The organism is Actinokineospora sp. NPDC051303 (assembly GCF_055586285.1).
Genome location: NZ_JBVJIN010000048.1, coordinates 13,441 through 30,689 on the forward strand (window position 1 = coordinate 13,441; position 17,249 = coordinate 30,689).

A 17,249-nucleotide genomic window follows, 5' to 3' on the forward strand; every position below is an offset into this window, starting at 1 on the left:
ACTGCTCGCCGGTAATTTCGGCACGGCCTTAGCCCAAGTTGGTGATCATGAACTAGCACGAATGGGGAAAATTGTCACTCGGGTGTGTGTCAATGCTTCAAGTAGTGCGTGATCGGCCATATCTCGGGCGCGAACGGAGGCTGCCGGGCGCACCGCCTAGACTGCGCGGGCACCCCCCTTATCCGTAGTAGTGAGGTTCCCGCCGTGCTGACCATGCAGGACGCGTTGCTCTCCTTGACCCGGTACTGGACCGAGCGGGGCGCCATGGTGGTGCAGCCGTTCAACACCGAGGTCGGCGCGGGCACCCTCAACCCGGCCACCGTCCTCAGAGTTCTGGGCCCCGAGCCGTGGCGGGTCGCCTACGTCGAGCCCAGCGTGCGGCCCGACGACGCCCGCTACGGGGAGAACCCGAACCGGCTGCAGACCCACACCCAGTTCCAGGTCGTCCTCAAGCCCGACCCGGGCAACCCGCAGGAGCTGTACCTGGGCAGCCTCGAAGCGCTGGGCATCGACATCCACGCCCACGACGTCCGCTTCGTTGAGGACAACTGGGCCTCGCCCGCGCTCGGCGCCTGGGGCCTGGGCTGGGAGGTCTGGCTCGACGGGCTGGAGATCACCCAGTTCACCTACTTCCAGCAGGCGGGCGGGCAGACCCTCGACCCGGTGTCGGTGGAGATCACCTACGGCGTCGAGCGGATCATGATGGCGCTGCAGGGCGTAGACCACTTCAAGGACATCGCCTACGCGCCAGGCATCTCCTACGGCGAGGCGTTCGGCCAGGCCGAGTACGAGATGAGCCGGTTCTATCTGGACGACGCTGACGTCGAGACTCAGCGCAGACTCTTCGCGGACTACGCCGCCGAGGCCCGCAGGCTGCTCGACGCGCGCCTGCCGGTGCCCGCGCACGCGCACGTCCTCAAGTGCTCGCACACCTTCAACGTCCTCGACGCGCGCGGCGCGGTCAGCACCACCGAGCGCGCCAAGGCGTTCGCCCGGATGCGCGGCCTGGCCCGCGAGGTCGCCGCGCTCTGGTCCGAGCGCCGGGCCGAGTTGGGCCACCCGCTGGGCACCGCGGACCTGCCCGCCGCTGTGTCCGCGCCCACAGTGTTCTCTACTGTGGACGGTGCGCGCACTCTCTTGTTCGAGATCGGCACAGAAGAACTGCCCCCGCACGAGGTCACCCGCACCGCGGCGGCCGTGCGGCGCGCGCTCGCCGACAAGCTCGCCGCCACCCGGCTCGGGCACGGCGAGATCACCACCCACGCCACCCCCCGGCGCGTCGTGGCCATCGTGGCCGCGGTCGAGCCGACCGAGCCCGACGCCGAGCGCACCGTGCGCGGCCCGCGCGCGTCGGCCGCCTTCGACGCCGAGGGCAACCCGACCAAGGCCGCCGCCGGGTTCGCCCGCGGCCAGGGCGTCGACCCGGGCGAGCTGCGTCGGTTCGATGTGGACGGTGTGGAGTACGTCGGCATCACCCGCACCGACGTCGGCCGCGGCGCGGTCGAGGTGCTCAGCGGCATCCTCGCCGAGATCGTCGCGGAACTGCGCGCGGACAAGAACATGCGGTGGAACGACCCGAAGCTGTCGTTCTCCCGGCCGGTGCGGTGGCTGCTGGCGCTGCTGGGCGACACCGAGGTCCCGGTCGCGGTGTCCACTGTGGCCGCTGGCCGCGCGACCCGGGTGCACCGCACCGCGGCGGAGCCGGTCGTGACCGTCGACACGGCCGAGGGCTACCTGGACTTCCTCGCCGCGCACGGTGTCGTCGCCGATCAGGCCGAGCGCCGCGCCCGGATCGTCGCCGCGGCTGACGAACTCGCCGCGTCGGTCGGCGGCCGCATCGACGTCGAGGCCGAGTCGGCGCTGATCGAGGAGATCACCAACCTGGTGGAGGAGCCGAACGCGATCATCGGCGGCTTCGCCGAGCGCTACCTCGACCTGCCCGCCGAGATCCTGACCACGGTGATGCGCAAGCACCAGCGCTACCTCCCGGTCCGCGACGCGGACGGCGCGCTGCTGCCGCACTTCGTCGCCGTCGCCAACGGCTCCTGCGACCACGACACGGTGCGCGCGGGCAACGAGGCGGTGCTGCGCGCGCGGTATGAGGACGCGAGCTTCTTCTGGCGGGCGGACCTGCGGACCCCGCTCGCGGACATGAAGGCGGGCATCGCCAAGCTCGCCTTCGAGGAACGCCTCGGCTCGGTCGCCGACCGCGCCGACCGCATCGGCGCCGTGGCCATGGCTCTCGCCGCAAACGCCAATCTGTCCGAAGAGGACACCGCGACGCTGCGCCGCTCGGCCGAGTTGGCGAAGTTCGACCTCGGCTCGCAGATGGTCATCGAACTCACCAGCCTGGCGGGCACCATGGCCCGCGAGTACGCCCGCCGCGCTGGAGAGTCGGAGTCGGTCGCCCAGGCCCTGTTCGACATGGAACTCCCCCGCGCGGGCGGCGACAAGCCGCCCGCCACCATCCCCGGCGCCCTGCTGGCCCTGGCCGATCGCTTCGACCTGCTGGCCGGTTTGTTCGCCGTCGGCGCGAAGCCCACAGGCAGCTCCGACCCGTTCGGCCTCCGCCGCGCGGCGGCGGGAGTCGTGTCCATCCTCCGCGCCCACCCGAGCCTACGCGCCCTCACCGTCCCGAATGGACTGTCGGCGGCCGCGGAACGCGTGCGCGCCCAAGGCATCGATGTCCCGGAGACCGTCCTAGCGGACGTCGCCGAGTTCGTCACCCGCCGCTACGAACAGCACCTGCTGGACGCGGGCCACCCGCACGACCAGGTCTCAGCCGTCCTGCCGCTGGCCGCGGCCCCCGCCCTGGCCGACGAAACCCTGGCCGAACTGGCCCACCGAGCCGACGACCCCGACTTCGCCGCACTGGTCGCCGCTCTGCAGCGCGTCCGCCGCATCGTGCCGAAGGACACCGCCCCCGGCTACGACCCCGCTCTGCTCACCGAGCCCGCGGAGTCCGCGCTGCACCAGGCTTTCGTCAAGGCGCAGGAGGCCGCGGGGACCACCCTGGCGGAGTTCGTCTCAGCCGCGTCCGTTCTCACGGCTCCGGTGAACACCTTCTTCGAGGAAATCCTGGTAATGGCAGAAAACCCGGCGATCCGAGCGGCCCGCCTAGGTCTGCTCGCCACAATCCGGGACTGGGCGGCGCCGGTGGTGGACTGGCAGTCTCTGGACGTGTGAGTGCCCGTTCCGCCGGGGCAAGCCATGGGGGGTAAGCGGCCCCGGCGGAACGGGCGATGGGGTGGTGGTCGGCGGAGAGGGCAGGATTCGAACCTGCGCGGGCCGAAGCCCTTCCCGACTCGCGTTAGGAACCCGATAAGCCACTCCGGGCACCTCTCCTGGCGTTTTCTGTTGTCCTCGCTGCCTTGCTGAGAACAACTCTGCCACCCCTGCCTGACGTCTTGCTGACCTTCCTCTGACTCCACCGATCGACCACGACCCCGTGGCGAGTTCTGCCGCGACCCCGAGTCCACAATGGGCACTGGGGTCGCGGCAAGGGTGTGGGATCGGGCTGGCTGCTTGACAAGGTGGCGCGTGGATCGGCTCAGGTGTGCAGGGTGGGCCGGTAGATGAGTTCCTGGATGTGGTTGTCGAGCGTTCGGCTCTCGATCAGCTCTAGGTCGAAGTCGGCCGAGTTCTGGAAGATCGGCTCCGCGCCGGTGCGACCGGTGATCACCGGGAAGACGGTCAGCTGGACGCGATCGACCAGACCGGCGGCCATCAGCGCCCGGTTCATCGACAGGCTGCCGTGTGAGCGCAGCGGCACATCGGACTCCTTCTTGAGCCGGGCGACGACGTCGACGGCGTCACCGCTCACCAAACTCGCGTCCGGCCAGTCAAGAGGGCCTTCGAGTGTGGTCGACACCACGGTTGTCGGCATGTTTCGCATCTGCGTGTTCACCGGGTCGAGTTCCTTCAGCTCCCCGGTGCGCGGACCCAGCATCCGCATGAACTGCCGAAAGGTGTTGGCCCCGAGGACCATCCGCTGCTTTTCGCGGTACAAAGCGAGGCGGTGGTCGAGAAACTCCGGGCCTTGCTTGCCCCAGTAGCCGCCCCAGTCCCCGTCGCTGTTGTAGGAGGCGTAGCCGTCGAGGCTGGCGAAGACATCGAAGGTGTAGGTGGCGGTCATGCGCTCTCCTCGAAGGTGGCAAACAGGGGCCGCGGTCGGTCGATCCACGCGGCGAACGGGCTCGGTGCGATCGCCACTGCCACAAAATAGCCTGGAGGCGCACCCGCTTGGGCTTGACCATGGGCAAGACGGTTGTTGCGGACGCTGGTGCGGCGAGGGCCGGGCATTCCGGCACTGGCCCGAAGACCATGAGCGGTGGTCCTACCGGGGCAGCCGCGCCACCCATTCCAGGCTTGCCGGGCCGCGTGGTCGCGTCTGTGCCGCACTCGCCACCCGCGCGCGGTGAACGGCTGGTCGGAATCCGCCGCGGCGCCGCACGTGGCGGCGGCGTTCGGAGTGGAGCAGGCGGTCAACGCGCGCCATCTGATGCCGCCAATCGGGTGGACATCGCCCGGGCTCGGCTGACTGAGTCCTCCTCGCCTTGGACATGCCCGGCTCGGCAATTGCGGTGGCTATCGGTGAACACCGGTGAGCGGCCGAATACCCCAGTCGGCGTCCTATCCGCACCCATTCGGCCCGCCGCCGCGGGCACTCCATCTGGGTCGAACCCTTGTCCCGGGTGCCAAACTCCGTGCGCCGTGGTGACAACATCGGGGTGCGACCGGCCAAATCGGATGTCTGGGCCGCCCTCCGCGCTCTGGGTTTCAGCGGTGGCTTACTGTGATCGTTCGCCCACCGGGTTCAGCCGAAGATGCGGACAACCTCGGGCGGAAGTGTGGTTTCTGTGAGCGGCCTTGTCAGGTTTCGCGGACGCCGAATGCCGATGAACGATGGCGGAAGCCGCCGGAATCACCCTGTCGCCTGCCAGTGGTCTGCGACACGCGGGGGCATTCGGCGAACGAGAAGTATTTGGCCTAACGGTGACTGACGGGTACTGTTCGTGGGGGTGGTTTCGCCACTCGCAATCCAATTCCCGATGACGCCGCGTGTTCAGTGAGGTGCCTCATGGCTCAGAAGACCATCGTCCAGCTTTTCGACGACCTGGATGGTTCGGCGGGCGACGACATCCGCCCGGTCGAATTCAGCCTCGACGGTGCGAACTACGAGATCGACCTGAATGAGGCCAACGCCACCAGGCTGCGCGAACAGCTCGCCGAGTTCGTCGCCGCCGCCCGGCGCACCGGTGGCCGGGTCAAGCGCAACGCCGTGGTCTCGGCCGCCAAGCCCGCGGGCGACGCCCGCAGCAAGGAGCAGACCAAGGCCATTCGCGACTGGGCGCGCCAGAACGGGCACGACATCTCCGAGCGGGGCCGTATCCCCTCCGCGGTCGTGGAGGCCTTCGAGGAGGCGCACACCGTCAAGGCCAAGTCCAACGGCGGCTCGAAGGCGAAGAAGGCCGCGTTCTCCGGCTGAGAAGCCTTTTCACCGGGACGGACCGCGGCGATTCGTCGCCGCGGTCCCCGCCTCGCTCGTGTTTGACGCGGCGGCCCGGAAGCGCGGGGCTCAGAAGGTCACGCCGCCCTGGATGTCCCGGGCCTGCAACACCTTGCCGCTGACATTGCCGCTGATCTGGTTGACGACGCCGCCGTGCTCGGCCTGCTGGTGCACCGACACCTTTGCCCACTCTGACCGCAGGTCGGTCTGGAATGTCGGGTCGGCTTTTTCCGCGCGCGCGAGTTCGTCGGCCAGCGCGGCCACTTCGGGCGAATCGGGCGCGGCCCCCTCGGCGGCTTCGAGCGCCGCCGCCGCCTCGGCGCGCTTGGCGAACTTGGTCTTCACCAGCTCGTAGACCCCGGTGATGGATTTCGCCGCGACCGCGGCGGCGATCGAGACCAGTACTGGCTCCGGCATTTGTCGGTTCCCTTCGCCGTCGTTGACTCGTCCACGGTAGCAAGGCGGCCGAGGGCCGAACTGCTCTTTCAGGCTGACTCCCCGCCGCGATAATCCCAGGCCGCCCGCCGAGCCAGGGCTTTCCACGGCCAATGCCCACGTACGGCGCACGGTCACTCCACGGTGGTGAACGTGTCCAGCGCCGTTCGCCGCACGTCCGGGTCCGGGTGGGCGCGCAGTTCCGCCAGCACATCCCGCAGCGGGCCCGTCCAGCCGCCTGCCGTGCCCGCCACCTCGGCCACGGCCAGGGCGAACGCCGGGGCGTCCGCAACTAGGGCGTGGGCGAGCGCGGGCAGGTCGTCCTGGGGGAGGCGGTGCACGACCCCGCGCAGCCGTGACCGCAGCGTCCGGCTCGCCTGCCACCGCAGCACCGGGGTCACGGCCAACGCGTGCGCGGCAAGCAGCGGCGCGGGCTCGGCCCGCTCTACCGACACTGCGGCAAGCGCCAAGTCGACAGCCGCCGCCTGATAGTCCTCGACGTCGGTAAGCAGGTCGGACAGCGCTACCGCGAGCGGTCTTCCCGGGCCCGCGACAGCGGCGTCCACGATCACCCGGACCAGTTCCAGCAGCCGCTGCCGGGCGGGCAGGTCGCGATCCGGGCCGCCGGTCTCCCCGGCGGCGAGCAGGCCCCGGGCCGCGGCCAGGAGCGGGGCCGGGTCGTCGGTGGCGCCCGCGTGCGTCGCCAACGCCCACACCGCCCGCCGCCAGGTCGCGGTCGCCGCCAGGTCGGTGACCAGGTCGACCAAGACGCCCGGCCCTGCGGTGTCCCAGCGGCTCCACGCGGGCAGCGCCGACAGGCCGCGCAGCGCCGTGTCCTGGTCGGTCGACGCGGCCACCGCGCGCACCAGGCCCGCGTACCGGGCGCGGTGCCGCTCGGGCACGGTGTCCCGCGCGGTCTCCACCACCGCCGCCGCGACCGCGTGCTCGTCGGCCACGGCCTCGGCCAGGAGCTCCCAGGCGACCGGCTCGTCGAGCAGCAGGCGGCACGCCGAGACCACCGCGCGGCGCACGTCGCGATGCTGCGACGGCGTCCGGAAAACCGCCGCTGCCACCGCGGTCGCGTCCGGCACCCGGTGCTCGACCGCCAGCCGCACGGCCTCCTTGCGGGCGGTGACCTTCTGGCCGGTCAGCAGCGGCGCCAGCATCGCGCCCAGCGGCCCCGGCATGACGAACCGCGCGCACCGGCCCACCGCGTACACCGCGACCCGCGCCCGGTCGGTGTCCGCCCACGCGATCAGGTCGGGCAGGACGTCGGCAGGCTCGTCGGTCCAGGCCAGGGCCGCCATCGCCGACTCGGCGATGGCGACTTCCTTGGCCCCGGCCAGCCCGCGCAGCGCCGCGGCGGACCCGGGCACCTCACGCAGAGTCCTGGTCGCCGCCACCCGTTCGTGCAGAGGCACCGACTTGTTCCGCGCGTAATCGGCCAAGAGCCGCACGTATCGCGCGTTCTGCCGCGGTAGCCAGGCGTGGAAGCAACGGGTGAAAAACGGGATATGGCGCACGCCGCGCGGGAGGAAACGGCCGTGCAGGGGACCGGAGAGCACCTTGTCCAGCAGGTCTGTCCGATGCCACGCGATCGCTTTCCGGACCGCGTGGAAGGTGATGGTGGACGGGTCGGCAAGCAGCACCTGCTCGACCCGTTCACCCCGGGTAGTGGGCCGGGCCAGCCATAGCTCGATCGCCTGACCCACGGTCCGGTCGTCCTTGGCTCGGCGGGCCTTGTCCACGAAATCCTGCAACGCGGGCATGTCCCATGCCCGCTTACTTAGGCCCGCGGCGAGCGAGAGCGCCACGACGAACCGGCCCTGCCGGGCCTCGGCGTCGATTCGCGGCCGCAGCGCGGTGAACACCTCGTGCTCCGCGCCGCGCGGCAGCGCGCGGTCCAACCGGTGCAGATCCAGCCAGGCCGCCGTCTCGCCCAGCCGCGCCAGGATCGCCACACCGCCGTCGACCAGGGCTTCCCGCCGACTTGCCGCGCCCTCGCGGATAAGCCGGGTGGACAGTGTGCGGATCGCGTGATCGCTGACCCAGGACCGGTCCCGCGCCTCGGTCGCGTCGGTGACCAGCCCGATGACCACGGGGACGTCGGCGTCGCGGATCAGCCACGGCGGCACCGCGGCGAGCGCGGTCAGCGCGGCGGCCCGCACGGGTTCCTGCTCGTTGCGCAGCCTGGTCAGCGACGCCAGGAACGCGCCGAACGTGTCGGGGTCGCGCGTCCCGGCCGCCGCCGCGACGGCCAGCGGGTACGCCTCGGCGCGTTCGTCCGCTGTGGACCGGCGGGTCGCCTCGGCCAGCACCGGCGCGGCCGTCGCCCACGCGGTGCGCGCGGCCACCGCGAGCCGCGCCTTCGGGTCGTCGGCGACACCGCGCAGAGCCAGCAGCCGCTCGGCCTCCGTGGCGCGGGCGTCGCGCGGCAACTCGTCCAAGGTGGAGAACGGCAAGCCCGCGCTGACCAGGTCGCGGTCGCCGAGCACGCCCGCGTAGACCGCGGCGCGGCGCGCGGGCGGCAGGACGCGCAGGAACTTGGGCACCCGGTCGCCGGGCAGCACCCGGCCCAGCGCGGCGAGGTCGGCGTCGGCGCGGCCGAGCAGCGCCCGCCACAGCGCCCGGCTGGTCGGCAGCGGTCCCACCCGGCGCGGGTCGAGCAGCACCCGCAGCAGCCGCGCCGCGTCGTGCCGGGCGAGGACACCGACCACCGGGTAGGGCATCCCCAAGCCCTCGGTGCGCTCCAACACCGCGAGCACCCGGTCCGGAGCCGCGGCGGCGACGGCGCCCAAGACCTGGCCGAGCCGGAATCCCAGCTCGGGCCAACGCGCGCGGGGCGTGCTGTCCAATTCGGCTTCGACGTGATCGAGGACGACTACCGGGTGCCGGTGAGCGAGCGCGCCCCAGCTTCCGACAGCGTAAGAGAGTTCCGGTAGCGCGGCCGCCACGACCGGTCCAGAGCAGGCGGGCAACACCGCCACGGCCTCGGCGTCGCCGAACCGCGCCCGGACCCGGGGCAGCAGCAGATCGGCCAACTCGGTGCGCCTGCGCCCGCGGACCGCGCCATAGAGCTTCCGACGCGTCGCGGCGGGCAACGTGTCCACTTGGGCGGCCACCGCCGGGATGTTCAGCCGGACCGCCACGCCCAGGGCGTGCCCCCGCAGCGCGGTCTCCGGACCGGCCAGACACCGCTCCACATGCCGCGCGTCACCGGCGACCGCAGCGAGGCGCAGCCCCACGCTCCGGGCGAACGAGTCGCCGTTGTGCAGCCCGTCAAGGAGAACCCGCAGGTCATCGGCGTCGAGGTCGCGTGCGGTCGCGGCCAGCGTCCGCTGGCGGGCCGGGTAGGGAAGCTGGTCGAGGTCGCGAAGCAGCCGTCGCGCGGAGAGGGGCACGGCTGCATTCTGTCGGCCCGAGGCCGACCCCGCGCAACCATTTCCCGGGAGCCGGTGTTCCTTCAACGACACCTACGACAGGAGCCTCCGATGACCGACCTTCCCGACTTGGATTGGCCCACCGTGACCGCCGAAGTGGACGCGGCCGGTGTCGCCATGACCCCACCGCTGCTCACCCCCGCCCAATGCGCCGACCTGATCAGCCTGTTCGACCACGACGAGGTGTTCCGCAGCACGGTCGTCATGGCTCGCCATGCCTTCGGCGAGGGAACCTACAAGTACTTCGCCGACCCGCTGGTGCCCTTGGTCTCGACCCTGCGCACCACCCTCTACCCACCCCTGGCCACCCTGGCGAACCACTGGGCCACCCAACTGGCCGAACGCGCCTACCCGCCCGATTTGGATGGCCTCCTCGCCGAGTGCGCCGCCCTGGGCCAACACAAACCCACACCCCTGCTCCTGCGCTACGCCCCCGGCGGCTACAACTGCCTGCACCAAGACGTCTACGGCGACCTGACCTTCCCCTTACAGGTGGCGATCATGCTCAGCACCCCAGAGCACGACTTCACCGGCGGCGAAAGCGTGTTCGTGGAGAACCGGCCCCGGCAGCAATCCCGAGCCATGGTGCTTCGTCCCGGTCTTGGTCAGGCGGTCGTGTTCCCGGTCCGCCACCGCCCGGTCCCCGGCGCGCGGGGGTATCGGAGAGTCGCCATGCGGCACGGCGTGAGCAAAGTCCACACAGGACGGAGGTGGGTCCTCGGAATCATCTTCCACAACGCGAGGTGACCAAGACAGGGTCTTCTGGGCAGACGAGGGCGGTGGTGACGCGGAGGCAGACGCGAGCGTGGCGGCGGGCGCCGGTGAGCGGCCTACTGGAGCAGCCCGGGTTCGGTGGCCGGTCGTATGCGGGTTGGGCGTTTCGGCTGGGCGTGATCGGGTTTCGGTTGGCGTAGTCGGGTGTCGGTTGGGCGGAATCGGAGCGTCGGGTTGCTCGTGGGGCGGGCGTTGTGCGGCGGTTTGGTGGTGGCGGCTGGGTTCTGTGCGGTTCGGCTGCCGGTGTGGCGCGGGCAGGTTGGGGCTGTTCTTATGTGGTTGTCAAGCCGGATCATGCGTTCGACTGGGGGCGTAAGCCATGCCCGACCTGGCGACCACAACTCCTTGATCCTGAGCTACGAACAAGGAACGGGGACTTCGGGCTCTCGGTTATGGCTACTCGGGTGAGAGTCCGGATTCGCGCAGGGTGATGTTCAGGCGTCCGCCGATGTCTCCGGTGCCGGGCAGGATCTTGGGCACGCCGTGGTAGGCCAGTCGGGACTCGCCGCCGAAGACTACGAGGTCGCCGGAGTGGAGTTCGATGTCGGTCCACGGGCGGCCTCGGGTCTCGGTGTTGCCGAAGCGGAAGATCCCGGTGTCGCCGAGGCTCAGGGAGACCACGGGGGCGAGGCTGCGTTCGTCTTTGTCCTGGTGCATTCCCATTTTCGCGGCGGCGTCGTAGAAGTTCACGAGGGCGACGTCCGGCGTGTAGTCGCCTGCCGTGCCGTACGCCTCCGCGACCGCGCGCCGCCCTAGCTCGCGCAGCCAGTCGGGAAACGGCAGCACCGGCGACCCGTCATCGAGCGAGCGGGAGTAGCGGTACGGCCGCCAGTGCCAGCCCAGGCACACCGTCCGCACGGACATCACGCCGCCGTTGGGCATCCGCGTGTGCCGCGACCCGCGCGCCCATTCCCTGCTCGCCGCGACCAGCGCCCGCTGGGTGTCGGCGGCCAACCAGTCCGGCACGTGCACCGCTCCCGGCCCCAACTCGACCCGTTGTCGGGGAATCAACTCCAGCACCGGCACACCTCGCATCCACAACGTCCACTCGAAGACCACCGTTTCACACCGCGCACCGTGATCGCATCGCCTCCCAGGCGGGGCAGGCTTGTCACACCACCGCCCTGCCGTGGGAACCGAACCGGCGTCCTTCCGTCGCGCGGAGGTCGGCGGCCACCTTGACCCGGCGCAGCCAGCGGTCAGTGCCGTCATAGCGGGGGTGGAAGGGGCGGCGGCCGTGCACGGCGCGTTTGTTGTCGATGACCAATATCTGCCCTGGTTCCACGGTGACCTCACGCAGGGATCGGTCGATGGTGTCGATCAGCGCGTCGAGGGCGGCTCCGGCTTCGGGGTCTTGGTGGGGTCGCCGCATGAAGGGTGGGTCGACGCACAGGAAGGGCGCCGCCGGGTCGCCGGTGAGGATGGCGAGTTCGCGTGGTCGGTAGGTCTCCGCGACGATGCGGTGGAAGGTCTCGGGGCTGGGGCGGTGGGCGCTGTCGCCGGTGGTGTCGAGGGTCGGCGAGTGGGACCCGTCCGGGACGATGGTGAACCGCTCCTCGGACAGGGTGCGCCGGGTTTCGGGGGCGAGGTCCAAATCGGTGACGGGGACGAAGGTGGTGCTGACGTTGCCGGGATTGCGCAGGCCGACCAGCACGACCCAGTCGGGGCGGTGCGGGTGGAAGGCGTCCTCGGTGTGCCAGTGCAGCGTCGTCGTGGAGCTTGAGGCCAGTTTTTCCTTCTCGTGGTGGGGCAGGGGAAAGACATCGCGGATCAGCTCGCCCGCGCGCTGCGTGAGGAAGGAGATGGGGCTGCCCAGCAGCGAGCCGACCAGCAGCAGCATGGCCGTGGCGCGGCGCAGTTCGGGTGAGTCCGGCGGGCGGTCGTCGGTGGGGGTCGGCCCGAGCAGGTCCTGGTCGATGGGGAGGCCGGACAGGACGAACCCGCCGTAGGGCCTGCCGGTCAGCCGGAAACCGGTCAGGGCCGCGCGGACCCGGATGGGCAGGTCGTGGGCGAGGACCGCGACGGTGTCCAGCCGTTGGTCGAGAGCGTGACCGGGATCGGCGTCCAGCAGCCCGTCGGCGACCGCGCGCAGCGCGCTGCCCTCCTGCGCGGTTAGGTCCAGGCGTGCGATGGTCGCAATGGCGCCGTCGTGGCGGGGTGTTGCCTGCGCGGTGTCCGTCATCGCTGCTTCCTTTCTCCGGGCAGGTTCACGCCCCGATTAGCGGGCACGACCGCGGGCGGCGGCTGTCGCCTGTTCTCCGTGGCGGGGGTCGGCGCCGGTGTCAGCCGGGGGGTGATTCAGGCCGCCGCCGGACTGGCGGGAAGCCTCGACCTGGGCCAAGAGCTGCCTGGCCTTGGCTTCCGCGGTGACCAGGGCGTCGTCTCCGACGATCCAGCGCGGTGGCGGCTCCGCGGCGCCCGCGAGGTCGACCAAGGCCGCGGCCAGTTTGGTCGGATCGCCGGGCTGGGTGCCGTTCTTGGCTTGCCAGGCCGGAAGCAGGGCAGCGGCGCGCTCGGCGTAATCGTCAATCGAGGGCTGCGGCCAGGTGGTGGAGGGTTCGGCCAGGAACTCGGTGCGGAAGAGCCCGGGGTTGACGATGGTGGTGCGGATGCCGAACGGCTCCACGTCGTGGCGCAGCGACTCCATCCAGCCCTCGACGCCGAACTTGGCGGTGGCGTAGGCGGCGCAGAACTCCAGGCCCGCCAAGCCATCGATGGAGGAGATCGTGATGAGGTGCCCACCGCGCTGCCGACGCATCCTCGGCAGGACGGCGCGGGTGACGTTCATCGGGCCGAACAAGGTGGTCTCGATCTGGGCCCGAAGCTCCTCGGGCGGGATCTCCTCGAAGTAGCCCGGGTAGGAGTTGCCCGCGTTGTTCACTAGGACGTCGATCCGACCGAAGCGCCGCACGGCAGCGGCGACGGCGGCGTCCGCGTCGCTGGGCTGGGTGACGTCCAGCCCGGTCACCAGCAGGTTGTCGTGCGCGCCGAGCGCCTGCTCGACGCGATCGGGACGGCGACCGGTCGCCACGACCCGGTGACCTGTGGCCAGGGCCGCGCGGACGATGTCGGCGCCCAGGCCGCGCCCGGCGCCGGTGACAAGCCAGACTTTTGGCGCAGTGCTTGGCTTTCCGGGATTTTCTGAGCTGGTCATGAGCGTTCCAGGATGTGCAGGCGGCCGTGCGCGAGCGCTTCGACCACAAGGGAAGCCTCAGTGCGGGTCTGCTCGTGCGAGCGCGCCTCCATCCGCAGACTCGGTCCGAACCGGCCGCCGAAGTGGTCGCACACGTGCACGTGTGCGGTGTACATCGCGCGGATCGCGGTCAGGAAAGTCCCGTACTCCTCGGCCTGGGAGCGCAGGGCTTTCAGTGGGAGACGGCGGAAGCCCCGCACCAGCGCGTGGTGGTCGCGGGTCTGCATGCCGCTGAATCCGATGTTCAGGCGGGGCGGCAGCATGGTGTCCCGCACCGACCGGTAGTCCTCGGGCCGGAAATCTCCGCCGTAGCGCAAGCCCGCCGCCGCGCTGAGCGCCAGCCGGGCGGCGAGCAGCAGTCCCGTGCGCACGCCTGGGTCGTCCCCGTGGGCGACGGCGGTGGCCAGCGCGTTTAGCGCGACCACGAGAGCTTGCATCTGGACGAAGAAGTGCTGGTGCCCGAGGTGCCAGCGGGCGGACGGCTGGTAGGCGTCACCGTCGGCCAACGGCGCGGTTCGCGCGGGCGGTGGGCCGGGGGCGTCGACGGTCGCCGACGAGGCCCACCGGCACAGCAGGGCATAGCCGTCGAGAAGGCGCGCCACCTCCGCCGACGACATGGTCGTTCCCATGGTCCGCAGATCGGTCAGGACCCGCGCGTGGCTCAACGCCGTGCCCGCGAGGAACATGACGCCGACGTTGCCCGACACGCGCGTGACGCGGAAGAAGCCGTCGTGCTCGGCGAAATCCTCGACCGCGCCCAGGCCCTGGTCCACTCGCGCGGAAGAGGACCCAGGATGGTGCTTTTCCACGCACCGGCTCGCCGCGGCGGCGAACTCGCGGGTGTCCTCGAACAGCCGCGACGGCGAAAGCGCGAATTCGTCCAGAATGTCGACAGTGGACGCCAATTCGAGGCGGCTGGCGGGGAGGAGGTGCGGAAAAGGAAGGGTCAGTGGACCGTTCGACGCAACGGCTGTTTTGTGCGTCTTCATGACCAGACGGTGGCACCGTCGATCTTTTCCTGTCAACCGCCTGTCAAGTGACGTCCGCGCGTTTCACACGGTGGCACCAACACCTGGCGTGCCCCTCGTCGGCCATCCGGCGCGCGAAACATGACACCTCGTGCCGTGCGTGCGATCATGGCGCGGGCGCTGTCATCCGGGCGGCCTGCCCACCGCGACGACGAGACGTCGTTGTGCCCCACTGACATCCGGAACGGGATTTCTCGCATGACTCTGATCGCCGGGACCGAACTCGATGTGTTTCCCCTGGCTCTTGGCGGCAACGTCTTCGGCTGGACGGCGGACCGGGAAAGCTCGTTCGCCGTGCTGGACGCCTACGCCGATGCGGGTGGAAATTTCATCGACACCGCGGACTCCTACTCGAAATGGGCGCCCGGGAACTCCGGCGGCGAGTCGGAACGGATCATCGGGCAGTGGCTGAAAGCCCGAGGAAACCGCGACCGGATGGTCATCGCCACCAAAGTCGGCGCTCACCCCGAGTTCACCGGCATCGCGCCCCGAGTCATCGAAGGCGCCGTGGAGCAGTCCCTCCGCCGCCTCGACACCGACCACATCGACCTCTACTACACCCATTACGACCACCCCGATGTGCCGGTCGAGGATTTTCTCGGCGCGCTGGACAAGCTTGTGGCGGCGGGAAAGGTGCGGCATATCGGCGCGTCCAACATCTCCGCCGAACGCCTCGCCGCCGCCCTGGCCGCGGCCGACCGCGACGGCCTGGCGAAATACGTTGTCCTGCAACAGCATTACAACCTCATGGAACGAGCCCGCTATGAGGGCGACCTGGCCGAGGTGGTGACCGCCCACGGGTTGGCGACGGCGCCGTATTACGCGCTGGCGTCAGGGTTCCTGACCGGCAAGTATCGACCTGGCGAGAAGGTCGATAGCCCACGGTCGGGGGCCGCGGCCAAGTACCTGCGTTCCCGACGCGGCGCGCGGGTGCTGGAAGCACTCGACACCGTGGCCGCGGCGCACGCCACGACGGTGACCGCGGTGGCCCTCGCCTGGCTCGCGGCGCAGCCCACCGTGACCGCGCCGATCTCCAGCGCCCGCGACCAGGCGCAACTGGCCGACCAACTCGCCTTCCTCGAACTCACCCTTGATGAGGCACAGGTGCGGCTGCTGTCCCTGGCTTCCGAGGAATCCGCCGACGCCTGACCGTGCCGATGGGGCAACGCGGAAGGCCAACGGGACGCGACTGAGGTCAGCGGCGGCCGAATGGCGTACATCTTGATCGCCAGCCGGGCCCACATAATGTCCGGCATGAGACGTGGCCGCTTATCGGGGTTCGTGGCACTAGGCGTGCTGGCCGCCGCCGTCGTGACAGTCGGCCAGGCTGTGGTCGCGCCGACGCGGGCGCAGGCGGCGCTGGGGCTCGCGGTTCCGTCCGACATGGGCGCGGTCAGCGGGCAGCCGGGCGCCCTGGTGAGCCACCTCGCCGAGAACGGCCGGGCCATCGGGCAGAGCGGCACCCAGGCGGCGACCTGGAAGAACGGCCGAATCACCGATCTCGGGTCGGGCACGCTGGCCGCGGTCAACGACGTCGACCAGATCGTCGGCCGCAGCGGCAGCAGCGCCACCCTGTGGCAGCCGGACGGCACCAAGGTGACACTGCTTGACGTCCCCTTCAGCACCGGCGCCGCGATCAACGACCGCGGCGAGGTGCTGATCAGGGTCAGGCCGGACAGTCCGGACGCCCGGATCGGCCTGTGGCGGCCCACCGGCGGGTACACCGAGCTGGTTCCGCCCGGCCACACCCCCGCCACCATGGCCGGGGTCGCCGTGAACGGCGCGGGCATCAACGACGCCGGGCAGGTCGCCATGGCCGTCACAGCGCGGTCCGGCGCGGCCTTCGCCGCCCGCTGCGACGCGACCGGCTGCGCCCAACTGCCCAACCCGGCGGGCATGCGAGTGAACCGGGTCGTGGTGTACGGCATCAACGGCTCCGGCCAGATCGCGGGCACGATCACCGTGCTCAGCGCGGACGGCGCCACCGCCAAAGACATCGCCGTCACCTGGAAGGGCTCCGAAGTGGTGGTGCTCGGCGACCCCACGAGCCCCGGCAGCACCGTCGCCCGAACCGCCGACCCAATCAACGACCGCGGCGACGTCATCGGCAGCCAAACCGGCCCGGACAACGTCACCCGAGCGACCCTGTGGCGCGACGGAACGGCCATCAGCCTGGCCCCGGGCTTGCGGGACGCGACCGCCACTGCGATCAACGACAACGGCGACGTGGTCGGCACCGGCACCGGCGCGTTCGGTTCCCGAGGTTTCCGCTGGCAGAACGGCCAGACGGTGGAGCTGCCTCCGGTGCCGATCCTGACCTTGTCCGTGACCCGAACGGTCTGGGTCACCGGGATCACCAACGCGGGCATGATCGCGGGCTGGACCACCGCCCTCAACGTCGAAGGCGCCCCAATCCAGGGCGCCGTCAACCGCGCCACGACCTGGACCATCTACTGAGGACACCCCTGACACCGTCGTGACCGGCGCCCGCCCGGCGTGTCGCGGGATCGCCTCGACCAGAGTGGACGGGAGTGGTGGTCGTCGGCGTCGGCCGGGAGGCCGTGCCGGAAACAGCCCGACCTGACGCCGATCGGCTTGAGCGGCGCGTCGGTCAAGCCGCAGGCGAGTCCGACCTGCCATGCCGGATTGCCCGCAGCTATCCGGAAACGCCAAGGCCGGAAACCGGTCGGTTCGATCCACACGATCACCCCGATGGCCGTCGCCCGCTATCGGGAACGCCACACCACCTCCACGGAAGTCCGACCACTCCGACGCGGACGGTCCTGGCCAACATCCTGAGCACCGGCACCGGCACCGGCACCGGCCCCGGCCCCGGGACACCGGCACGGCACGGGTGCCAGCATCGGCAC

12 protein-coding genes and 1 tRNA gene are annotated in these 17,249 nt (G+C 70.7%); 5 read left to right on the forward strand and 8 right to left on the reverse strand.

Annotated features, from left to right (window positions below; genetic code table 11):
- Window positions 1-213 precede the first annotated feature (213 nt).
- On the forward strand, window positions 214-3,186 hold the full coding sequence (locus tag ACZ6SD_RS26730) for a glycine--tRNA ligase (protein WP_465319775.1): 2,973 nt from the start codon (window positions 214-216) through the stop codon (window positions 3,184-3,186).
- Between the two features lie 72 nt (window positions 3,187-3,258).
- On the opposite strand, the gene ACZ6SD_RS26735 is transcribed toward ACZ6SD_RS26730, so the two are convergent.
- Together ACZ6SD_RS26735 and ACZ6SD_RS26740 are read right to left on the reverse strand one after the other, a co-directional pair.
- Window positions 3,259-3,345: transfer RNA gene (locus tag ACZ6SD_RS26735), tRNA-OTHER, on the reverse strand.
- A 205-nt stretch (window positions 3,346-3,550) separates the two neighbouring features.
- Entirely contained in the window at window positions 3,551-4,135 is a 585-nt protein-coding gene (locus ACZ6SD_RS26740; protein WP_465319749.1) for a dihydrofolate reductase family protein, read from the reverse strand.
- 945 nt (window positions 4,136-5,080) lie between these two features.
- Here ACZ6SD_RS26740 and ACZ6SD_RS26745 point away from each other — a divergent pair.
- A complete protein-coding gene (locus tag ACZ6SD_RS26745; RefSeq protein WP_465319750.1) occupies window positions 5,081-5,488 on the forward strand; it encodes a histone-like nucleoid-structuring protein Lsr2 in 408 nt (135 codons plus the stop codon).
- A gap of 90 nt (window positions 5,489-5,578) precedes the next feature.
- Here ACZ6SD_RS26745 and ACZ6SD_RS26750 read toward each other — a convergent pair whose 3' ends face one another.
- Entirely contained in the window at window positions 5,579-6,082 is a 504-nt protein-coding gene (locus tag ACZ6SD_RS26750) for a hypothetical protein (protein ID WP_465319751.1), read from the reverse strand.
- Window positions 6,079-9,345, reverse strand: coding sequence for a hypothetical protein (locus ACZ6SD_RS26755; RefSeq protein WP_465319752.1), 3,267 nt, complete (start codon window positions 9,343-9,345; stop codon window positions 6,079-6,081). The genes ACZ6SD_RS26750 and ACZ6SD_RS26755 overlap by 4 nt, the downstream gene beginning before the upstream one ends.
- A gap of 90 nt (window positions 9,346-9,435) precedes the next feature.
- Here ACZ6SD_RS26755 and ACZ6SD_RS26760 point away from each other — a divergent pair, with 90 nt between their 5' ends.
- Window positions 9,436-10,131, forward strand: a complete 696-nt coding sequence (locus ACZ6SD_RS26760; RefSeq protein WP_465319753.1) for a 2OG-Fe(II) oxygenase — start codon at window positions 9,436-9,438, stop codon at window positions 10,129-10,131.
- 423 nt (window positions 10,132-10,554) lie between these two features.
- On the opposite strand, the gene ACZ6SD_RS26765 is transcribed toward ACZ6SD_RS26760, so the two are convergent.
- The 4 genes from ACZ6SD_RS26765 to ACZ6SD_RS26780 form a co-directional block, all read right to left on the reverse strand.
- Complete coding sequence (locus ACZ6SD_RS26765) at window positions 10,555-11,178, reverse strand: alpha-ketoglutarate-dependent dioxygenase AlkB family protein (protein WP_465319754.1); 624 nt, start codon at window positions 11,176-11,178, stop codon at window positions 10,555-10,557.
- Window positions 11,179-11,269: 91 nt separating this feature from the next.
- Entirely contained in the window at window positions 11,270-12,340 is a 1,071-nt protein-coding gene (locus ACZ6SD_RS26770; RefSeq protein ID WP_465319755.1) for a TauD/TfdA family dioxygenase, read from the reverse strand.
- 36 nt (window positions 12,341-12,376) lie between these two features.
- Entirely contained in the window at window positions 12,377-13,312 is a 936-nt protein-coding gene (locus tag ACZ6SD_RS26775; protein WP_465319756.1) for an SDR family oxidoreductase, read from the reverse strand.
- Window positions 13,309-14,340: a hypothetical protein gene (locus ACZ6SD_RS26780; RefSeq protein WP_465319757.1), complete on the reverse strand. Its 1,032-nt coding sequence runs from the start codon at window positions 14,338-14,340 to the stop codon at window positions 13,309-13,311. Before ACZ6SD_RS26780 ends, ACZ6SD_RS26775 begins: the two co-directional genes overlap by 4 nt.
- Before the next feature lie 237 nt (window positions 14,341-14,577).
- On the opposite strand from ACZ6SD_RS26780, the gene ACZ6SD_RS26785 reads away from it, so the two are divergent.
- Both ACZ6SD_RS26785 and ACZ6SD_RS26790 read left to right on the forward strand, forming a co-directional pair.
- The gene (locus ACZ6SD_RS26785; RefSeq protein WP_465319758.1) at window positions 14,578-15,528 is read left to right on the forward strand and encodes an aldo/keto reductase; all 951 of its coding nucleotides are present in this window, start codon (window positions 14,578-14,580) and stop codon (window positions 15,526-15,528) included.
- Between the two features lie 105 nt (window positions 15,529-15,633).
- A complete protein-coding gene (locus ACZ6SD_RS26790; RefSeq protein WP_465319759.1) occupies window positions 15,634-16,836 on the forward strand; it encodes a hypothetical protein in 1,203 nt (400 codons plus the stop codon).
- The last annotated feature ends 413 nt before the right edge of the window (window positions 16,837-17,249 follow it).

Bases quoted from the DNA above. Each gene is read 5' to 3' on its own strand.
- ACZ6SD_RS26730 (WP_465319775.1), top strand. From the start codon at position 214: ATGCAGGACGCGTTGCTCTCCTTGACCCGGTACTGGACCGAGCGGGGC.
- ACZ6SD_RS26740 (WP_465319749.1), bottom strand. From the start codon at position 4,135: ATGACCGCCACCTACACCTTCGATGTCTTCGCCAGCCTCGACGGCTAC.
- ACZ6SD_RS26745 (WP_465319750.1), top strand. From the start codon at position 5,081: ATGGCTCAGAAGACCATCGTCCAGCTTTTCGACGACCTGGATGGTTCG.
- ACZ6SD_RS26760 (WP_465319753.1), top strand. From the start codon at position 9,436: ATGACCGACCTTCCCGACTTGGATTGGCCCACCGTGACCGCCGAAGTG.
- ACZ6SD_RS26770 (WP_465319755.1), bottom strand. From the start codon at position 12,340: ATGACGGACACCGCGCAGGCAACACCCCGCCACGACGGCGCCATTGCG.
- ACZ6SD_RS26775 (WP_465319756.1), bottom strand. From the start codon at position 13,312: ATGACCAGCTCAGAAAATCCCGGAAAGCCAAGCACTGCGCCAAAAGTC.
- ACZ6SD_RS26780 (WP_465319757.1), bottom strand. From the start codon at position 14,340: ATGAAGACGCACAAAACAGCCGTTGCGTCGAACGGTCCACTGACCCTT.
- ACZ6SD_RS26785 (WP_465319758.1), top strand. From the start codon at position 14,578: ATGACTCTGATCGCCGGGACCGAACTCGATGTGTTTCCCCTGGCTCTT.
- ACZ6SD_RS26790 (WP_465319759.1), top strand. From the start codon at position 15,634: ATGAGACGTGGCCGCTTATCGGGGTTCGTGGCACTAGGCGTGCTGGCC.